Here is an 18,912-nt window from a genome sequence, read left to right on the forward strand (position 1 = left end):
CTGAGTGCTGAGGCGGAGCATACGCCTCGCCTCGTGCTTTGCATCGCGTTCTACGTATCAGGCTCTTTCGATGATCAGGGCAATGCCCTGGCCGACGCCGATGCACATGGTGCACAGCGCATAGCGGCCCTGACGCAGTTCCAGCTCGTGCAGGGCGGTGGTGACCAGGCGCGCGCCACTCATGCCCAGCGGATGGCCGAGGGCGATGGCGCCGCCGTTGGGGTTGACCCGAGCGTCATCGTCGGCCAGGCCAAGCTCGCGCAGCACGGCCAGGCCCTGGGCGGCGAAGGCTTCATTGAGTTCGATCACGTCCATGTCGGCCAGCGACAGGTTGGCCATTTCCAGGACCTTGCGCGTGGCCGGTACCGGGCCAATGCCCATGATCCGTGGTTCGACGCCAGCGGTGGCCATCGCCAACACTCGGGCGCGCGCCTTGAGGCCGAAGCGTGCGGCCGCCTGCGGGCTGGCCAGGAGCAGGGCGCAGGCACCGTCGTTGATCCCCGAGGCATTGCCGGCGGTGACGCTGCCGCCTTCGCGGAATGGCGTGGCGAGCTTGGCCAGCTGTTCGAGGGTGGTGTCGGCGCGTGGGTGTTCGTCCTGCTCGACCCGTTTGTCCGGGCCTTTGCGTTGGGGAATTTCCACCGCCACGATTTCCTCGGCCAGGCGACCGCTGGCCTGGGCGGCGGCGGTCTTCTGCTGGCTGCGCAGGGCGAAGGCATCCTGGTCGGCGCGGGAAATGTCGAACTGCTCGGCGACGTTCTCGGCGGTCTCCGGCATGGAGTCGATGCCGAATTGTTTCTGCATCAGTTGGTTGACGAAGCGCCAGCCGATGGTGGTATCGAAGATCTCCGCACTGCGGCCGAAGACCTGTTCGGATTTGCCCATGACGAAGGGCGCGCGGGACATGGACTCGACACCACCGGCGATCATCAGCCCGGCCTCGCCGGCACGAATCGCTCGGGCAGCCGTGCCGATGGCATCCAGACCGGAGCCGCACAGTCGGTTGAGGGTGGTGCCGGGCACGCTGATCGGCAGGCCGGCGAGCAGGCCGGCCATACGCGCGACGTTGCGGTTGTCTTCGCCGGCCTGGTTGGCGCAGCCGTAGATCACATCGTCGATGGCGCTCCAGTCCAGCTTGGGATGGCGCTGCAGCAGGGCGCGGATCGGTACCGCGCCGAGGTCGTCGGCACGCACGCCGGACAGGACGCCGGCGTAGCGTCCGATGGGCGTACGGATGGCGTCGATGATCAGGGCGTCATTCATTGGGGGTCTCCTGGTCGAGCAAGGTGCCGCGCACCTGGTAGGACTTGCCGTGGAACAGGGCGATCAACTGGCCCTGCTGGTTTTCGATGCGCACGTCGTAGTTGCCGGTGCGGCCGCTGCGGCTCTGCTCGATGGCGGTGGCGGTGAGCAGGTCGCCTTCACGGCCGGGCGCCACGTAGTCGATGCTGCAGCCAATGGCCACGGTGATACGGTCATAGGTGTTGCAAGCGAAAGCGAATGCCGAGTCGGCCAGGGCGAACAGGTAGCCACCGTGGCAGGTACCGACGCCTTGCAGCATGTCGGCGCGCACGCTCATCGACAGGCTGGCGCGACCGGGAGCGACCGCGAGCAATTGCATGCCCAGGGCGCGGCTGGCGGTGTCGCGTTCGTACAGGGTGCTGGCGCAGGCTTCGGCCAGGCGCTGGGCGGCATCGTCAGTCATGCAGGTTTCTCCTTTCGGCAGCGCGGCGGCGCAGCAGCAGCGACGGGCGATAGCGGCTTTCACCGTAGACCGCCTGCAGGTTGTCCAGGGTGTTCAGCACCTGCTCCAGGCCGATGGCGTCGGCCCAGGCCAGCGGCCCGCGCGGGTAATTGACCCCGGCGCACATGGCCAGGTCGATGTCGTGGGCATTGGCTACACCATGCAGCAGGGCGTCGGCAGCCTCGTTGGCGAGCATGGCGACGGTGCGCAGCACGGCCAGGCCGGGCGTGTCGGTCAATCGGTTGACCTTGAGGCCGGCGCGTTGCAGCAGCGCCACGGCCTCCTGCAGCGCCTGCTCGCTGGTACCGTGGGCGGCGCTGATGGCGATGCGCTCTGCGCGGCCGAAGTCGAGGGCCAGGTCGAACAGGACCAGGTTGCTCAGGCCATCGTCGAGGGCGCGCTGGCTGGCCAGGCGACCATCGCTCAAGGCCAGGGTGGCGTCGCCGACGCGCAACAGGCCGGCGCCATCGCGCCAGATGACCTGCACGCCGTTGGCTTGCAGGCGCTCGATCAGCGGCTTGGCGATGCCCAGGTCGCCTTCGACCACGCAGTGGCTGACACCTACGCTGCTGCGGGTGTCCTGTGGTTGCGGACGTTCGGCGCCCTCGGCATAGCGGTAGAAACCCTGGCCGCTCTTGCGCCCCAGGCGGCCGGCATCGAGCAGTTCTTTCTGGATCAGCGACGGCTGGAAACGGAAGTCGCCGTAGTAGGCGTCGAACACCGAGCAGGTCACCGCGTAGTTGACGTCATGACCGATCAGGTCGGTGAGTTCGAAGGCGCCCATGCGAAAGCCGCCGGCCTCGCGCATCAGGGCGTCGAGGGTGGCGCAGTCGGCGGCACCTTCCTGCAACAGGCGCAGGCTTTCGGCATAGAAGGGGCGCGCCACACGGTTGACGATGAACCCGGGTGTGGAGCGGGTGTGCACCGGTTTCTTGCCCCAGGCCAGGGCGGTGGCGTACAGGCAGTCGGCGAGCCGGGTGTCACTGGCCAGGCCCGATACGATCTCCACCAGCGCCATCAGCGGCGCCGGGTTGAAGAAGTGCAGGCCGAGTACGCGCTGGGGATATTGCAGGCCGGCGGCCAGGCTGGTGATCGACAGCGACGAGGTGTTGCTGGCGAGGATGCAATCGGTGGCGCAGATGGCTTCCAACTGAGTCAGCAGATCACGTTTCACGTCGAGCCTTTCGACGATGGCTTCGATCACCAGCGCCGCATCGGCCAGGGCTTCAAGGCGGTCGGCCGGTTGCAGGCGCGCGACGGTGGCGCGGCGGGCCTCGGCGCTGAGCTTGCCGTTGTCGACCCGTTTGCCGAGCTGCTTGTCGATGCCGGCGATGGCCTGTGCCGCCGCTTCCGGGCGTGTGTCGTAGAGCTTGACCGGATGGCCAGCCTGGGCGGCGACCTGGGCGATACCGGCGCCCATGGCACCGGCGCCGATCACCGCGACGATCTTGTCTGTGTGCAAGGCGCTCATGGGCTCAGCGTCCTTTGAATGCAGGGGTGCGCTTGGCCATGAACGCGGCCACGCCTTCACGGTAATCCTCGCTACGCCCGGCCAGGCGTTGCAGGTCGCGCTCCAGCTCCAGTTGCTCGTCGAAGCTGTTGTGGGCGCTGGCATTGAAGGCGCGCTTGATCAGGGCCAGGCCGTAGGTCGGCTGGGTGGCAAGATGGCGGGCCAGCGTGAGGGCTTCGTCGCGCAGCGCGGCATCGTCGACCACGCGGTAGATCAGCCCCCATTGTTCGGCCTGTTCTGCGCTCAGGCGTTCGCCGAGCAGGGCCAGGGCCTTGGCGCGAGCCGGGCCGATCAGGCGCGGCAGGCTCCAGGTACCGCCGGAGTCGGGAATCAGGCCGATCTTGCAGAACGCCTGGATAAAGCTGGCGGAGCGGGCAGCGAGCACCAGGTCGCAGGCCAGCGGAATATTCGCGCCGGCGCCGGCGGCGACGCCGTTGACCGCACAGATCACCGGCAGCGGCAGATCGCGCAGGCTGCGGATCATCGGGTTGTAGAACGTCTCGATGGACTCGCCGAGGTCGGGCATTTGCGCGCCCGGTGCGACGTTGCGGTCCGACAGGTCCTGGCCGGCGCAGAAGCCACGGCCTTCGCCGGTCAGCAGCAGCACGCGCGCATCGGCGCTCTGGCGGACCTGCTTGAGTGCTTCGCGCACCTCGCCGTGCATGGCGGCGTTGAAGCTGTTCAGTTGCTCCGGGCGGTTGAGGCTGAGCAGGGCGACGCCGTCCTCGATGGAAAACAGGATGTGCTGGAAGTCCATGGCTTGCGCTCTCTTTCTTATCGTGAGGAATCGTTACTGGCCGGTGAAGTCGGCGCGGCGCCTTTCCTGAAAGGCCCGGATACCTTCGTTGCGGTCGGCGGTGCCGGCCAGCACGGTGAAGGCGTGACGCTCGAAACGCAGGCCGCTGGCCAGGTCGGTGTCCTGTGCCTTGAGCAGCGCCTCCTTGGCCAGGCGCACGGCCAATGGCGCCTTCTCGGCGATGCTGCGGGCGATCTGCAGGGCGCGCTCGACAGTGAACTCCGGTTGGGTCACTTCGCTGACCAGGCCGGCACGCTGGGCATGGCGCGCATCGATCTGCTGACCGGTCAGCACCATTTGCATGGCCAGGGACTTACCCACGGCACGTAGCAGACGCTGGGTGCCGCCGGCGCCGGGCATGATGCCCAGGTTGATTTCCGGCTGGCCGAAACGGGCGTCCTCGCCGGCGACGATGATGTCGGCATGCATCGCCAGCTCGCAGCCGGCGCCGAGGCAGAAGCCGTCCACGGCAGCGATCAGTGGTTTGCAGAAGCTGCTGATGCGTTGCCAGTGGGCGACGCGGGGATCGTTGAGGATGCCGACCAGATCGCGCTCGGCCATCTCCTTGATATCGGCGCCGGCGGCGAATGCCTTGCGGCTGCCGGTGATGACCACGGCACGGGTTTCAGGATCGCGCTCGGCGCTCTCCAGTTCGACGGCCAGCTCGCCCAGCAACTCGGTATTGAGCGCGTTCAACGCCTCCGGGCGCTGCAGGGTGATCAGGCGCACGCCGGCTGCAGGGGCACTGGCGGCAAGGGTACGAGGCATCTGACGTTCCTCTGGCTGCACGCGCGGCGTTTACGCCGCTGATTGTTGTAGGTCGCGCTCGTCTGGGCGCGTCGCTTTCGCCGAGTATAAGCATTAAGCGATACAAAACAACATGTACAAAATAAAATAGTGTGTTGTATATGTTGCCCTTGCGGCAGTGAAAGGTCGCCTGGCCAGGCGCCCCGTATGGGCAGAACGCCGATAGGCAGGGTGGTTTGTCGCCTAAGCCGTGGCCTGTCAAAGCCGATAGGGAATTTTTCCTTCGCCGGTACGTCAAGATGTGATACAAAAAATACTGGATACTGCATCGCTTTGGTTTGTATAAAGCCAGGCGTGCTGACTACCGCAGCGATAATGAAGAGAACCACACGATGACTTGCTACAGCCTCGATGGCGTCACCCCGGTGGTACATCCCACGGCCTATGTGCATCCCAGTGCGGTGCTGATCGGCGATGTGATCATCGGCCCCGGTTGCTACGTCGGCCCGCTGGCCAGCCTGCGCGGTGACTTCGGCCGTATCGTTCTGGAAGAGGGCGCCAACATCCAGGACACCTGTGTGATGCACGGTTTCCCCGACAGCGATACGGTGGTCGCACGCAATGGCCACATCGGCCATGGTGCGGTGTTGCATGGCTGCCAGATCGGCGAAGACGTGTTGGTCGGAATGAATGCCGTGGTGATGGACTACGCACGCATCGGCGCACGCTCGTTCATCGCCGCCACCACCTTCGTCAAGGCGCGCTTCGAATGCGAGGAGCAATCGCTGGTGCTTGGCTCGCCCGCGGCGGTAAAACGTCGACTCAGCGATGAAGAGGTGTCATGGAAGCAGGCCGGCACCCGCGAGTACCAGATGCTCGCCAGGCGCTGTGCAGAGGGGTTGGTGGCCTGCGAGCCGCTGCGCGAAGTCGAGCCGCAGCGGCCACGAATCAACGACAGTGGCTTGCGACCCAAGGAGGCCGCGCGTTGACCGGGGTCGCGACAATACCGGGCGGGCGGTTATATTCGGCATCATCTTCACCCTCCGGTAAGCCCATGACGCCCATCGCGCCGCTCAACCAGCTCATCACCCGCTTTCAGGAACGCACGCCGATCCGCGCCAGCTCGTTGATCATCACCCTCTACGGCGATGCCATCGAACCCCACGGCGGCACGGTCTGGCTGGGCAGCCTGATCCAGTTGCTGGAGCCCATCGGCATCAACGAACGGCTGATCCGCACTTCGATCTTCCGCTTGACCAAGGAGGGCTGGTTGAGCGCGGAGAAGGTCGGCCGGCGCAGCTATTACAGCCTGACCGGCACGGGCCGGCGGCGTTTCGAGAAGGCTTTCAAGCGGGTCTACAGCGCGACCGTACCGGCCTGGGACGGCGCCTGGTGCCTGGTGGTGCTATCGCAGTTGGCAACCGAGAAACGCAAACAGGTTCGCGAGGAGCTGGAGTGGCTGGGCTTCGGCGCGATCTCGCCGACGGTGCTGGCCAACCCGCGCAGCGAGCGCAACGACGTGACCGCGACCCTGCAGGATCTCGACGCCCTGGAAGACAGCATCGTATTCGAGACCCGGGCACAGGATGTGCTGGCTTCCAAGGCGCTGCGCATGCAAGTGCGCGAAAGCTGGAACATCGACGAACTCGGCCAGCACTACAGCGAATTCATCCAACTGTTCCGGCCACTGTGGCAGGCGCTGCGCGAGCAGGACGGCCTGCGTGCGCAGGACTGCTTCCTGGCGCGCACCTTGCTCGTGCATGAGTACCGCCGCTTGCTGCTGCGCGACCCGCAGTTGCCGGACGAGCTACTGCCCGGCGACTGGGAAGGCCGGGCGGCGCGCCAGCTGTGCCGCAATATCTACCGGCTGGTTTACGCCAAGGCCGAGGAGTGGCTGAACCAGGCCCTGGAAACCGCTGACGGGCCGTTGCCGAACGTCGCCGAGAGTTTCTACCAGCGTTTCGGAGGGCTGCGCTAGAGCCTGCCAGGGCGGCACGGTGATGCGCTGCGACAGGGAAGGCGTGCAACCGCCAGGCCGCTCGCCGTGGTTTTCGCGGTGATTGCCATGGATGCCGCATGCCGCTGCTTTTTAATATCAAAAAAACCTTATCCATCCTTCATTATTATTCGTTTGATGGCGGCTGTTTCGTCCGCCACACTCGCTTGCGTGTCCGAATCAGTTTCTCTGCTGAAGCGGATCAGGTTGCAAGCAAAAGGGTCCAGCATCCAGGGACGGATACTCCTGCTACTAGCCGCTTGCGGCGGTAATCAGCGGGCCTTTCCTTTGAAAGGCCCGATCTTTTCGACGATACCCGATGAAACCCTCAGCGCATTTTCCCCAGTGGCTGTCTGCCTTACTGCCTGACTCCCTGCATACCCGACCCCGAGAATGGAGCCGTGCCGCGCTTGGTGCTGCGACGGGGTTCCTGTTCAGCACCTGGGTGTGCAGCCATCTGTTCGGCCTGTCTGCGACGGTGCATTTTTCCGGGCCATTGGCTGCGTCGGCGGTGTTGCTGTTCGCGGTGTCGTCGGGTGCGCTGGCGCAGCCCTGGTCGATCCTCGGCAGTTACCTGTGTGCCTGCGTGGTCGCGCTGACGGTGGCTCACTTCATCGACCACAGCCTGGCTGGGGCGGCGCTGGCGCTGGGCCTGAGCCTGTTGCTGATGGGCCTGCTGCGTTGCCTGCACCCGCCAGGCGGTGCAATGGCCTTCTGCATAGTGTTCGCCACGCCCGCGTCGGGCGGGCCGTTCTGGCAGCCGGCGCTGGTGGCGCTGACCGCTGGTACCGGCCTGCTGGCCTGGGCGCTGCTGTACAACAACCTCACCCGCGTGCCCTATCCACGGGCCCGTCCGGCCGCTGCCCGGCACGCGACCGGCGATCCGCTGCCCAGCGAGCGTGTCGGTATCCAGGCGGCGGACCTCGACCAGGCGCTGGACGAGCTGGATGGCTTCGTCGATGTCTCCCGCGAAGACCTCGAGCTGATCGTGCGTCGCACCGAGGCGCATGCCCTGCGCCGCAGCATGGGCGGCATCAGTGCCGGCCAGGTGATGTCCCGCGACCTGGTCCATGCCCGCCCCGAAACCCGCGCCGCCAAGGGGCTGTACCTGCTCACCCAGCACCGGCTCAAGGCCTTGCCGATCCTCGACGGCGACAAGCGATTGGTGGGTATCGTCAGCCTGGTGGACCTGCTCGGCACCCTGCGCTCCAGCCGCTTCGACCTGCGCGCGATCATCGGTCTGAAAAACGCGCAGGTACTGGGTGAGTTGATGACCTCGCCCGTGCGATCGGTGGATGTCGATACCCATGTCATCGAACTGGTCGCGTTGCTGTCCGACGAAGGCCTGCATGGTTTGCCGGTTCTCGACAACGGTGTCCTGGTTGGCATGATCACCCAGACCGATCTGGTGGCGGCGCTGCATCGGGATCTGCTCAGGGCCTGTTCAGTATCCGGCGCGTCATAGCCAGGTGACCGGGCATAAAAAAGCCGGCTTGTGGCCGGCTTTCGACAGGCAGGTCGGGCTTATTTTTGGTAAGCCGCAGCTGCCTTGGTGATCTCGGCGCGGGCCGCTTCTGCGTTGCCCCAGCCTTCGACCTTGACCCATTTGCCTTTCTCGAGATCCTTGTAGTTCTCGAAGAAGTGCTTGATCTGCTCGATCAGCAGCGGGGGCAGGTCGGTGTATTCCTGGACGTCCTTGTAGAGGGTCGTCAGCTTGTCGTGCGGTACGGCGATCAGCTTGGCGTCGCCACCGGCTTCGTCGGTCATGTGCAGGACGCCGACCGGACGGGCGCGGATCACCGAGCCTGGTGCTACCGGGTAGGGGGTCACGACCAGCACGTCGAGGGGGTCGCCGTCGTCGGCCAGGGTGTGCGGGATGAACCCGTAGTTGGCCGGGTAGAACATCGGGGTGGCCATGAAGCGGTCGACGAACAGGCAGTCGGTGTCGTGGTCGATCTCGTATTTGATCGGCGCGTGGTTGGCCGGGATTTCGATCGCGACGTAGATGTCATTGGGCAGGTCTTTACCGGCCGGAACCTTGCTGTAGCTCATGGTGACTCCCTGATGTGGGCCAAAAAAGTGGCCGGATTATAGGTGGATTCCCGCGTCGTTGCCATTACTCCAGGGGTTCGCGGCGGGACCCTGGCGCGCCACCGGTGGCGTGTCCGCTTCGACCCGCGCGAAGGCCGAACGTGCCCGAAGCCGTGTCGAAGAACACCTGTTGCCATCTGCAAAGGCGGGCCGTTGCCAGGCCCGGGGCGGCGGCGCAGCGCTCAATACTGGGCGTCGCGGTCGATCAGGCCGCGCATCGGTTCGCCGCGCTGGTGCCGGCGCAGGTTGTCGAGCAGGACCGCGAAGGCGCTGTCGGGCGCGGTCATCGCGCCGATATGCGGGGTCAGCCAGATGTCGGCGCGCTGCCAGAACCGGTGAGCGGCCTCTGGCGGCTCGTGCTCGAGCACGTCGATGATGGCGTGTTGCAGCTGGCCGCTGTCGAGGGCGGCGATCAGGTCGTCTTCCACCAAGTGCCCGCCACGCCCGAGGTTGATCAGGTGCGCGCCCCGTGGCAGGGCGGCAAACGTTCGTGCGTTGAGAATGCCCTGGGTGTCGCGGGTCAGTGGCAGCAGGCAGATCAGGATGTCGCACTGCTGGAGAAAGTCGTCCAGCTCCTGCAGGCCTGCATAGCAACGCACGCCGTCGATGCCTTTGCGCGAGCGCGACCAGCCGCTCAGGGGGAAGCCGAACGGGCGCAGGCCGTCGAGGGCGGCGCGGCCCAGGTTACCCAGGCCCATCACGCCGATACGCCGTTGTGCTGCGGCGACCAGGTTGTGATCCTGCCAGTGCCGTCGCTGCTGCTGGCCGAGGTACAGGGGGATCTGCCGGTGCAACGCCAGCACCGCGAAGCACGCATATTCGGTGATGGCCTTGGCGATGCCCGGGTCGAGCATGCGCACCACGTCTACGGCTTCGGGTAGCTGGTTCAGGTCGAACTGGTCGACCCCGGCCGAGGTGGCGAACACCACGTCCAGGTTGGGAAAGCGCGTGGCCAGGTCTTCGGGCGGTTGCCAGGCGGCGAAGTAGCGGATCTCGGCGGGATCGCCGATCGCGGGCCAAAGGCGCACGTCGATCTCGGGGGCATGCCGTGCGAAGAGCGACAGCCAGGCCTGGCCGCGTTCGTCATCCGTTTTGAACAGCAGGGCCATGGGCATCCTCGCAGGCCGATGAAGGAGCGTTCACGATGCCTGAAAACGCCACAACAATCTTCCGAATCGCGCCCCTGAAACAGAAGATCGCCTGCTGTTCCGGCCGTTCAGCAGGCGGCGGCGATGGCTTTGCCCAGGGCTTCGGTGGTACCGGTACCGCCGATGTCGCGGGTCAGGGGCGCGCGCTCGGGCCCCTGGGCCAGCACCTTTTCGATGGCTGCCAGCACGGCGGCGCCCGCCTGTGGGTGGCCGAGGTGGTCGAGCATCATCGCGCCGCACCAGATCTGGCCGATCGGATTGGCGATGCCCTTGCCGGCGATGTCCGGTGCCGAGCCGTGTACCGGTTCGAACAGGCTGGGGAAGGTGCGCTCCGGGTTGATGTTGGCCGACGGCGCGATGCCGATGGTGCCGGTGCAGGCCGGGCCGAGATCGGAAAGGATGTCGCCGAACAGGTTGCTGGCCACCACCACGTCGAACCAGTCGGGGTGCAGGACGAAGTTCGCGGTGAGGATATCGATATGGTACTTGTCGACCCTGACCTCGGGGTACTTGCTGCCCATCTCGGCGACGCGCTCGTCCCAGTACGGCATGGTGATGGCGATGCCGTTGGACTTGGTGGCTGAGGTCAGGTGCCGCTTGGGCCGGCTCTGGGCCAGGTCGTAGGCGAACTTGAGGATGCGGTCGACCCCGACGCGGGTCATCACGGTTTCCTGCAGGACGATCTCGCGTTCGGTGCCAGGGAACATCCTGCCGCCGACGCTGGAGTACTCGCCCTCGGTGTTCTCGCGCACCACCCAGAAATCGATGTCGCCGGGCTCGCGGTCGGCCAGTGGCGCTTTCACGCCGGGCATCAGGCGGCAGGGGCGCAGGTTGACGTACTGGTCGAACTCGCGGCGCAGCTGCAGCAGCGAGCCCCACAGCGAGACATGGTCGGGCACGATATCCGGCCAGCCGACGGCACCGAAGTAGATGGCGTCATAGCCCTTGAGCAGCTCGAACCAGTGGTCCGGCATCATCGTGCCGTGGGCCAGGTAGTAGTCGGCGCTGGCGAAGTCGAACCAGTCCCACTGCAGGTGCAGGTCGTGTCTGGCCGCGACGGCATCCAGCACCCGCACCCCCTCGGGCATGACTTCCTTGCCGATACCGTCGCCGGGGATCACGGCAATCTTGTAGTGGGTTCTGCTCATGGACTCGACTCCGGTGGTTGATGAACAACGATGCCCAGTGTAAGCAGTGATCCTGATTTAATAATTGGCTTCCGGCGAAAACGATTGTTGAAAAAAAGGAAACTATCCGTGAGCGCTATCGACGATCTGAGCTTCTTCCAATGGGTGGCGACCTGCAGCAGCCTCACCGAGGTCGCGCGTCACCTGGGCCTGTCGCTGCCGGCGGTGAGCAAGCGCCTCAGCCAGCTGGAGGCGCGCCTGGGCGTGCAGTTGCTGCAGCGCACCACGCGACGCTTGTCGCTGACGCCGGAGGGCTCCCTGTACCTGGAGGGCGGGCGCCCCATCCTGCGGCAGCTGGAAGAGCTGGAAAGCGCGCTGAACAGCCAGCAGCAGACCCTGCAGGGACGCCTGCGCATCAACGCCACCCTGGGCTTCGGCCGGCGTCACCTGGCACCGTTGGTGTCGCGTTTCGCGTACCTGCATCCGGCGCTGGAGATCTCTCTGGAGCTGAGCAGCCAGCCGTTATCTCTGCTCGACGACCAGTTCGACCTCGGGGTGTACATGGGCGATCCACCGGATTCGCGCCTGATCGGCCTGCGCCTGTTGGAGAATCCGCGGATTCTCTGTGCCTCGCCGGCCTACCTCGAGCGCATGCCCGCGCCGGCCAGGGTGAGCGACCTGGCGCAGCACAACTGCATCATCCTTCGTCAGTTCGGCAGCGACTATGCCATCTGGCGGTTTCGCCGCGACGGGCAGGAATACACCCACAAGGTCAGCGGCACCTTGTCGAGCAACGACGGCGACGTCGCGGTGAGCCTGGCCCTGGAGGGCCACGGGCTTATCCTGCGTTCGCGCTGGGATGTCCAGCAGCACCTGGAGAGCGGCCTGCTGCAACCGTTGCTCGAGGCGTACCAGGCGCCTCGGGCGGACATCTACGCGGTGTATCGGCACCGTCGACATGTCCCGCCACGGATTTCCCAGTTCGCCCACTACCTGGCTCGGCAACTGGCCACGCGCTTGCCATTCGCGGCGCTGGAACGGCCGTGACGGGGCCGTTGTTGCGGCGTTGTTGCGCAGCGGCATCGGCCCGGGTGCCGAGCTGCTGGTGCAGGGCATCGACGTACTGGCGGATCGTCCCGGCGTCGGCGCCAACCTGATGGCGCAGCCGTCGATTGCCGTATCGGCCGTTGAGCAGAGCCGGGCGGCCACGGGTAAAAAAACGGTAGGTTATGCCTCGCGGGGCTGGCAAAACGGAATATTGCGTGAGAGGGGCCGCCGATAATGAAATCACCAGACGGTTCCACTTCCATGCCCATCCAGCGGAGCGCCCCATGTCTTTCTCGCCATTCAAAGCCCTGACGTTCGACGTCGTCGGCACCCTGATCGATTTCGAAGCCGGCATCCTGGCCCATGTGCGGGGCGTGGCGGGCGATGCCGGAGAGGCCCTCAGCGACGACGACATTCTCAAGGCCTACCGCGAGGCACGCGCCAAGGACGATTCCGGCTGGTTCCCCGATGACCTGGAGCGTTGTTACCACCTGATGGCCGAGGCGCTGGGGCTGCCGGACAACGACGATTATGCGAAAGGCCTGGCCGCCTCGGTGAAGAACTGGCCAGCGTTCCCGGATTCGGTGCAAGCGCTCAAGCGCCTGCGCAAGCACTACAAGCTGGTGGCGATGACCAATGCCCGGCGCTGGGCGCTGGACCACATGGCCAAGACCCTCGATCAGCCGTTCGATTTCGAATTCACCATCGACGACTCGCGTTTCGAGAAGCCCGACCCGCAGTACTTCGGCTATGTGCGTGGCGCCCTGGCGACGCAAGGCATTCTCTTCGAGGACATCCTGCACACTGCGCAGAGCCAGTACCACGACATTGGCGTGGCCGTGCGCCTGGGTTACCAGGTCTGCTGGATCGAGCGCCGTCACGCCCAGAAGGGCAGCGGCGGCACCCTGGAGTCGGTGCATACCCAGCCGCATTACCATTTCACCTCGCTGGCACAACTGGCCGATGCCGTGGAAAACGAGCTGGGTTGATTCCCCCGGCGCCTCGGCCGGGCCGTGGGCGTCGTCTCCAATGTGGCCAAGAGGCTGGCATGACTGTTCAGAGCTTATGGGCGGCCACCGCCCAACCTGCACCCGCACTGCAATCGCTGCAGGGCGACCGGCAGTGCGATGTGGTGATCATCGGGGCCGGCTATACCGGCCTCTCGGCGGCCAGGCACATCGTCCTGAGTGGCCGCGAGCCGCTGATCGTCGAGGCCAATACCCTGGCCTGGGGCGCCAGTGGCCGCAATGGCGGCGTGGTGTCGCCGAAGTTTCGCGTCGGCTTTTCCACCCTGATGGGGCGCTTCGGGCGTGACACGGCCCTGCACCTGTACCGGACCGGTCATGCGGCGGTGGACAGCGTGGCGGAGACGGTGGAAACACTCGGCCTGAGCCACGCCCAGTTCAAGTTGAGCGGGCACATCGCGGCCGCGCACAACGTACATGCGCTGGCGGGCCTGGAGGCGACCGCCAACTGGATCAGGCGCGAGACCGGCGATGAATCCTCGTTGATGATCGGCGCCGGGCAGGTGCGCGAGCTGACCGGCTCGACGGTGTTTGCCGGCGGCCTGCTGACCCCGAAGGCGGGCGGCATTCATCCACTCAACTATGCGCGTGGCATGGCGCAGCATCTGCTCGACAGGGGCGTGAAGCTGTTCATCAATACGCCCGCCGAGCGCGTCGTGCATGAGGGCGGGCGAGTCATCGTGCACACGCCCCAGGGGCGAATCAGTGCCCGGCAGGTGATCTACGCCACCAATGGCTACTCGGACCAGACCCGGGCAACCGTTACGTTGCACCGCCGGCTGATCCCGTTTCGCAGTGCGATCATCGCCACCCAACCGCTGCCGGCCACCGTGCTGGCCAGCCTGATGCCGGGCGGCCAGGTCTGTGGCGATACCAAGCGCATGCTTCGCTGGTTCCGGGTGGTGGGCGACCGGCTGATTTTTGGCGGGCGCGGGGCATTCGGCAAAAACGACTCGCGCAGCGCCTTCGATGACCTGCAGCGCAGCCTGGCAGGGGTCTTTCCGGTCCTGCGCGACTACGCCATCGACCATCGCTGGTCGGGCTTGGTGGCCATGACCCTGGACTACCTGCCGCATGCCGGCCAGCTCGACGAGCGCAGCTTCTATGCCATTGGCTACAACGGTGGCGGGGTGGCGATGTCGACCTGGATGGGCAGGCAACTGGCGGCGATGAGCGCTGGCGAACAGCTCGAGCTGGGCCTGCTTGCCGGCCAGGGCTTCAGGCCGATTCCCTTGCATGCCTTCCGCGCGCCCGGCGTTCGCCTGGCCGCGGGCTGGCAGCAGTTTCTCGATGTGATTGGCCGTTAGGGTCTGTTGAGGTTTCAGCGCGGCCGTGGGTGAAACGTCAACAGACCCTAGGTCGATCTATTCCGGGTCGGCCTTGCCGGGCCGGCTCCTCCTGCCGAATGAAGTGAGCCCATGATTCCCATTGTGCATTTCGCCCAGCCCGCCGCCGCGCGCCGCCTGCCTGACGAGACCGCGAGCCGGTTGATCGACGACCCGTTGGCCGAGGGACGCCATGTCCACTTCCAGGAACCGCGGCAGGGCTATGTCACCGGCGTGGCAAGGGCCATGGACAGCGACCGCAGCTTCAGTGATTACCCCTGGGTCGAGCTGAGCATCATCGAGGCCGGCACCCTGCATATCGAGGGTGATGGCTATGCGCTGACGGTGTCGGCCGGTGAAACCCTGGTCGTTCCCCGCGGGGCGAATCTGCGCTGGTGGCACCACGGCGAACTGCGGCGCATCTTCGTGGCGTTCAATGGCCCTGCCAGCCTGGGCGATATGCCGGCCCGGGCGTTGAAGATCGATGCGCATGCCGGCCTGCAGCCGTGCCGCCCGCCGTCGGCCGAGGTGCTGCTGACGCCCGAGCCGGTCGCTCGCAGCCACACCCAGTTCGCCAGTGGCGGTTGCCTGCGCATCGGCATATGGAGCTGCACAGCCTATGCGCGCCGGCAGGTCGAACCGGGCTACAGCGAACTGATGTACTTCTACGAAGGCAGCGTGGCTTTCGCCACGCCGGGCGGGAAGCGCTACGAGGTGAAGGCTGGCGAAGCCATCCTCATACCCGCCGGTGCCAGCAACGCCTGGCGCAACGACGTGGCGGTGAAGAAGCTGTTCTGCATCCTCGCTTGAGCAGGCGCCCGCCGCCATGGCGGCGGGTGCTTTTGCTTCACACGCCGCCGTCGCTGATGCGGTACCAGGCGATCACGGCGGCGATATACAGCCGGCGCATGCCATACAGCGGAAAGGCCTTGATGCCCGAGGGCTGCACCGGCAGCCCCTGGCGGTCATCGCTGAGCAGATAGCGGGCCAGCGCCTGCCCCATGCGCGTCTGCAGGCCGACGCCGCGGCCCTGGCAGCCGATATCGATGAGCAGGCCGGGCGCCGGTTCGTGCAGGTGCGGCAGGTAGTCCCGGGTGACGGCGACGTGGCCGCACCAGCGATACTCGAAGGGAATGCCGGCGACCTGCGGGAACAGCTTGCCCACCGCTGCCTCGAGATGCGACCAGTGATCCCGTCGCGCCGGATCCGGCTCCTGGAAGGTACCGCGGCCGCCCATCAGCAAACGGCCGGTGTGATCGATGCGGTAGTAGAGCAGCAAATTGCGTGCGTCGGAGCTGACATGGCCGTGCGGCAATACCGTGCGCCGTATGGCCTCCGGCAGGGGCGCAGTCGCCACCTGGAAGGAGTTGGCGTCGATGATGGTCTTGCGCAGGGTCGGCCATAGATCGTCGGTGTAGCCGTTGGTACAGAGCAGCACCCGTTCTGCGCTGACGTGACCGCCCCCTGCCACGGTGGCCGTCCATTGGCTGCCGGTGCGCTTCAGGGTGGTGACCCGTGACTCGGTGAACAGGCGTGCGCCGGCGGCCATCGCCACCCGGGCCAGCTCGCGGGCGTAGCTCAGCGGTTGGATGCCGCCGCCGCGAGGGTCGACCCAGCCGCCCAGGTACTTACCGGTACCCAGCAGGCGTTCGGCCTGGTTTCGGTCGAGCAGCTCGGTGGCCACGCCCTGGGCGGACCAGTCCCGGGCGCGGCGCTCGGCCAGTTGCATGGCCTGCGCATTGTGCGCGCCCTGGATCCAGCCCAGGCGCACCCGGGGTACGTCCAGCGCATGTTTGTCGATCAGCTCGAACACGGCATCCGCGGTGCCGCCGGCGAAGTCGACCAGGCGTTGGCCATCCTTTGCACCAAAGCGCGCCAGCAGTTCGCCGGGATCGTACTTCAGGCCTGGAATGACCTGGCCGCCATTGCGTCCTGAACCGCCGAAGCCTATCTCCTGCGCCTCCAGTACCACCACGTCGACACCTTGCTCGGCCAGGTGCAGGGCGGTGCTCAGCCCGCAATAGCCGGCGCCGACGATGATCACATCGGCTTTCAGGGAGGCTTGCAGCGTATCGGTTCGCGGCGCGGCGATGGCGGTTGCCGCCCACAAGCTATGGCGCAGCGGGAAATACTCTCCGTTCATGCTCTGCGCCTCACAGCGGATTCAAGACACGGCGCAGGAAATCCTGCGTACGCGGGTGCTGGGGAGCGTTCAGCAGGTCTTGGGCGATGCCCTGCTCGACGACACGCCCGCCGTCGATGAACAGGATGCGATCGGCGACCTCACGGGCGAACTGCATCTCGTGGGTGACCACCACCATGGTCATGCCTGACTCGGCCAACTGGCGCATGACACCGAGCACGTCGCCGACCAGCTCCGGGTCGAGGGCCGAGGTCGGCTCGTCGAAGAGGATCGCCTTTGGCCGCATGGCCAGCGCCCGGGCAATCGCCACGCGCTGCTGCTGGCCGCCGGACAGCTGGTTCGGATGGGCGTCGGCCTTTTCCGCGAGGCCAACGCTGGCCAGCAGTTCCCTGGCATGGGCGATGGCCTGCGCGCGGTTTTCGCCCTTCACGTAGACCGGCCCTTCGATGACGTTCTCCAGCACGGTTCGGTGCGGGAACAGGTTGAAGCGCTGGAACACCATCGCCACTTCGCTGCGGATCGCCTTGATGCTCGCCGAGCCGCGTTCCACCCGCTGGCCATCGATGGTGATGCGCCCGCCCTGATAGCTTTCCAGACCATTGATGCAGCGCAGAATGGTGGACTTGCCCGAGCCGGATGGGCCGATGATGCATACCACCTCACCCTTGGCGACGGTGGCGTCCACGCCCTTGATGACCTCCAGGTTGCCGTAGGCCTTTTTCAGCCCGCTGATCTCGATCATTGCTGCCCCCGTTTCTCGAAGTGGCGCACCAGCAGGATCAGTGGCACGCACATGATCAGGTAGAGCAGCGCGACCAGGGTGAACACCGTGGCGTTCTGGAAGGTGGATGTGGCGATCAGCTTGCCCTGCAGGGCGAGTTCGGCAACGGTGATGGTGGAAGCCTGGGAGGAGTCCTTGAGCATCATGATCATGGTGTTGCCATAAGGCGGCAGCACGATGCGAAATGCCTGGGGCAGCACCACCCGGCGCATCATCAGCCACCAGCTCATGCCCATCGCTTCGGCCGCTTCCAGCTGGCCCTTGTCGATGGCCTCGATACCGGCGCGAAAGTTTTCCGCCTGGTAAGCCGAGTAGGCGATGCCCAGGCCAATGATGCCGGCCTGCAGGGCACTCAGCGACAGGCCGAAGTCAGGCATCACGAAGTAGATGTAGAACAGCAGCACGATGATCGGAATGCCGCGCAGCAGGTTGATGATCGAACTGCTGATCCAGACCAGCGCGGTGATCCCCGAGACCCGCATGGTGGCCCAGACCAGGCCGAGCAGGGTAGACAGCAGCAGCGAGCCGACGGTTACCTGAATGGTCAGCCAGGCTCCCTGCAGCAGAATCGGCAGGTACTCGGCGCAGCGTTGCAGGAATTCGGACATGAAAAGCCTCTCGAGTCGTCACGGCGGCGGCATGCCGCTGCCGTGGAGTACGCGGAAAAGTGGCCGGTGCCGTCTTACAGGCCCCATTTGCTGACGATGCCGGCGATGGTGCCGTCGGCCTGCAGCTTTTCCAGGGCGCGGTTTATTCTGCCCAGCAGCTCGGGGTTGTCCTTGCGTGCGGCGATGCCGATATCGTTGACCAGGGTCGGTTTGTAGCTGGTTACCAGGCGCAGGTTGGGGAAGTGCTTCTGGGCGATGGCATAGGCGGCGATGGGGGCGTCCAGCACGGCCACGTCGATGCGGCCGGCATTCGCGTCACGCAGCAGGTCGGCCGTGGTGTCGTAGAGCTTCACGTCACTGAACAGGCCACTGTCCTGCAGTGCGGCGACGAAGGCCGTGCCGACCTGGACGCCAACGCGCTTGCCCTTGAGCTGGGCCATTTCGGTGTATGCGGTGGTGTCCTCGCTGGGCACCACCACGCCTTCGCCATAGCTGTAGACGGGGGTCGAGAAGTCGACCACTTTGCGGCGTTCATCGGTGATGAACATGGCGGCCGAGATCAGCTCGACGCGCCTGGCGGTCAGCGAGCCGATCAGGGCGGAAAACTGCATGGGTTCGATCTGCACCTCGAAGCCGGCCTCCTTGCCGACGGCCTTGACGATGTCGACCATTACCCCTTCGATGCTGTTGCTCCTGGTGTCGAGGAAGGTGAACGGGCTACCGGTCGGCGTCGCCGCCACTTTCACGCTGTCGGCGTGGCCGACGCCGCTCGCCAGTGTCAGCGCCGAGAACAGGGTGGCAATCATCAAGCGATTTTTCATGGT

At 65.7% G+C, this 18,912-nt stretch carries 20 protein-coding genes; 8 read left to right on the forward strand and 12 right to left on the reverse strand.

Annotated features, from left to right (window positions below):
• Positions 1–57: 57 nt before the first annotated feature.
• From pcaF to paaF, 5 genes are read right to left on the reverse strand one after another with little or no spacing between them, the layout of a single operon-like run.
• Positions 58–1,263: a 3-oxoadipyl-CoA thiolase gene (pcaF, locus tag BLR94_RS14325; RefSeq protein ID WP_084306633.1), complete on the reverse strand. Its 1,206-nt coding sequence runs from the start codon at positions 1,261–1,263 to the stop codon at positions 58–60.
• On the reverse strand, positions 1,256–1,705 hold the full coding sequence (paaI, locus tag BLR94_RS14330; protein WP_084306635.1) for a hydroxyphenylacetyl-CoA thioesterase PaaI: 450 nt from the start codon (positions 1,703–1,705) through the stop codon (positions 1,256–1,258). The genes pcaF and paaI overlap by 8 nt, the downstream gene beginning before the upstream one ends.
• Entirely contained in the window at positions 1,698–3,215 is a 1,518-nt protein-coding gene (paaH, locus tag BLR94_RS14335; RefSeq protein ID WP_084306637.1) for a 3-hydroxyacyl-CoA dehydrogenase PaaH, read from the reverse strand. Before paaH ends, paaI begins: the two co-directional genes overlap by 8 nt.
• 4 nt (positions 3,216–3,219) lie before the next feature.
• Positions 3,220–4,011 (reverse strand): 2-(1,2-epoxy-1,2-dihydrophenyl)acetyl-CoA isomerase PaaG, encoded by a 792-nt coding sequence (gene paaG / locus BLR94_RS14340; RefSeq protein ID WP_084306639.1) that lies wholly within the window; start codon positions 4,009–4,011, stop codon positions 3,220–3,222.
• A 33-nt stretch (positions 4,012–4,044) separates the two neighbouring features.
• Positions 4,045–4,818 (reverse strand): 2,3-dehydroadipyl-CoA hydratase PaaF, encoded by a 774-nt coding sequence (paaF, locus tag BLR94_RS14345; protein WP_084306641.1) that lies wholly within the window; start codon positions 4,816–4,818, stop codon positions 4,045–4,047.
• 371 nt (positions 4,819–5,189) lie between these two features.
• Between paaF and paaY the strand changes: the two genes are divergently transcribed.
• From paaY to BLR94_RS14360, 3 genes are all read left to right on the forward strand, one after another.
• Positions 5,190–5,786 (forward strand): phenylacetic acid degradation protein PaaY, encoded by a 597-nt coding sequence (paaY, locus tag BLR94_RS14350; protein WP_084306643.1) that lies wholly within the window; start codon positions 5,190–5,192, stop codon positions 5,784–5,786.
• Between the two features lie 65 nt (positions 5,787–5,851).
• Positions 5,852–6,775, forward strand: coding sequence for a phenylacetic acid degradation operon negative regulatory protein PaaX (gene paaX, locus BLR94_RS14355; protein WP_084306645.1), 924 nt, complete (start codon positions 5,852–5,854; stop codon positions 6,773–6,775).
• 337 nt (positions 6,776–7,112) lie between these two features.
• The gene (locus BLR94_RS14360) at positions 7,113–8,258 is read left to right on the forward strand and encodes an HPP family protein (RefSeq protein ID WP_084306647.1); all 1,146 of its coding nucleotides are present in this window, start codon (positions 7,113–7,115) and stop codon (positions 8,256–8,258) included.
• Between the two features lie 59 nt (positions 8,259–8,317).
• Here the strand turns inward: BLR94_RS14360 and ppa are convergent, their stop codons facing one another.
• From ppa to BLR94_RS14375, 3 genes are all read right to left on the reverse strand, one after another.
• On the reverse strand, positions 8,318–8,845 hold the full coding sequence (gene ppa, locus BLR94_RS14365) for an inorganic diphosphatase (RefSeq protein ID WP_084306649.1): 528 nt from the start codon (positions 8,843–8,845) through the stop codon (positions 8,318–8,320).
• Positions 8,846–9,066: 221 nt separating this feature from the next.
• The gene (locus BLR94_RS14370; protein WP_084306651.1) at positions 9,067–9,993 is read right to left on the reverse strand and encodes a 2-hydroxyacid dehydrogenase; all 927 of its coding nucleotides are present in this window, start codon (positions 9,991–9,993) and stop codon (positions 9,067–9,069) included.
• A 107-nt stretch (positions 9,994–10,100) separates the two neighbouring features.
• Positions 10,101–11,180, reverse strand: coding sequence for a tartrate dehydrogenase (locus BLR94_RS14375; RefSeq protein WP_084306653.1), 1,080 nt, complete (start codon positions 11,178–11,180; stop codon positions 10,101–10,103).
• 108 nt (positions 11,181–11,288) lie between these two features.
• Between BLR94_RS14375 and BLR94_RS14380 the strand changes: the two genes are divergently transcribed.
• From BLR94_RS14380 to BLR94_RS14400, 5 genes are all read left to right on the forward strand, one after another.
• On the forward strand, positions 11,289–12,206 hold the full coding sequence (locus tag BLR94_RS14380; RefSeq protein WP_084306655.1) for a LysR substrate-binding domain-containing protein: 918 nt from the start codon (positions 11,289–11,291) through the stop codon (positions 12,204–12,206).
• A gap of 19 nt (positions 12,207–12,225) precedes the next feature.
• Positions 12,226–12,441 carry a GMC family oxidoreductase N-terminal domain-containing protein gene (locus BLR94_RS28185; protein WP_279615860.1) on the forward strand — a complete coding sequence of 72 codons (216 nt, stop codon included), beginning with the start codon at positions 12,226–12,228 and terminating at the stop codon, positions 12,439–12,441.
• A gap of 49 nt (positions 12,442–12,490) precedes the next feature.
• Positions 12,491–13,195 carry an HAD-IA family hydrolase gene (locus BLR94_RS14390; RefSeq protein WP_084306659.1) on the forward strand — a complete coding sequence of 235 codons (705 nt, stop codon included), beginning with the start codon at positions 12,491–12,493 and terminating at the stop codon, positions 13,193–13,195.
• A gap of 59 nt (positions 13,196–13,254) precedes the next feature.
• The gene (locus BLR94_RS14395; RefSeq protein WP_084306661.1) at positions 13,255–14,538 is read left to right on the forward strand and encodes an NAD(P)/FAD-dependent oxidoreductase; all 1,284 of its coding nucleotides are present in this window, start codon (positions 13,255–13,257) and stop codon (positions 14,536–14,538) included.
• 111 nt (positions 14,539–14,649) lie between these two features.
• Positions 14,650–15,366 carry a cupin domain-containing protein gene (locus BLR94_RS14400; protein WP_084306663.1) on the forward strand — a complete coding sequence of 239 codons (717 nt, stop codon included), beginning with the start codon at positions 14,650–14,652 and terminating at the stop codon, positions 15,364–15,366.
• A 37-nt stretch (positions 15,367–15,403) separates the two neighbouring features.
• Here BLR94_RS14400 and BLR94_RS14405 read toward each other — a convergent pair whose 3' ends face one another.
• The 4 genes from BLR94_RS14405 to BLR94_RS14420 form a co-directional block, all read right to left on the reverse strand.
• On the reverse strand, positions 15,404–16,699 hold the full coding sequence (locus tag BLR94_RS14405) for an NAD(P)/FAD-dependent oxidoreductase (RefSeq protein WP_084306665.1): 1,296 nt from the start codon (positions 16,697–16,699) through the stop codon (positions 15,404–15,406).
• A gap of 10 nt (positions 16,700–16,709) precedes the next feature.
• Positions 16,710–17,441, reverse strand: a complete 732-nt coding sequence (locus BLR94_RS14410; RefSeq protein WP_084306667.1) for an amino acid ABC transporter ATP-binding protein — start codon at positions 17,439–17,441, stop codon at positions 16,710–16,712.
• On the reverse strand, positions 17,438–18,088 hold the full coding sequence (locus tag BLR94_RS14415) for an amino acid ABC transporter permease (protein ID WP_084306669.1): 651 nt from the start codon (positions 18,086–18,088) through the stop codon (positions 17,438–17,440). The genes BLR94_RS14410 and BLR94_RS14415 overlap by 4 nt, the downstream gene beginning before the upstream one ends.
• A gap of 74 nt (positions 18,089–18,162) precedes the next feature.
• Positions 18,163–18,909: an ABC transporter substrate-binding protein gene (locus tag BLR94_RS14420; RefSeq protein WP_084306671.1), complete on the reverse strand. Its 747-nt coding sequence runs from the start codon at positions 18,907–18,909 to the stop codon at positions 18,163–18,165.
• Positions 18,910–18,912: the final 3 nt, after the last annotated feature.

This window comes from Phytopseudomonas flavescens (assembly GCF_900100535.1).
Taxonomy (GTDB): Bacteria; Pseudomonadota; Gammaproteobacteria; order Pseudomonadales; family Pseudomonadaceae; genus Aquipseudomonas; species Aquipseudomonas flavescens.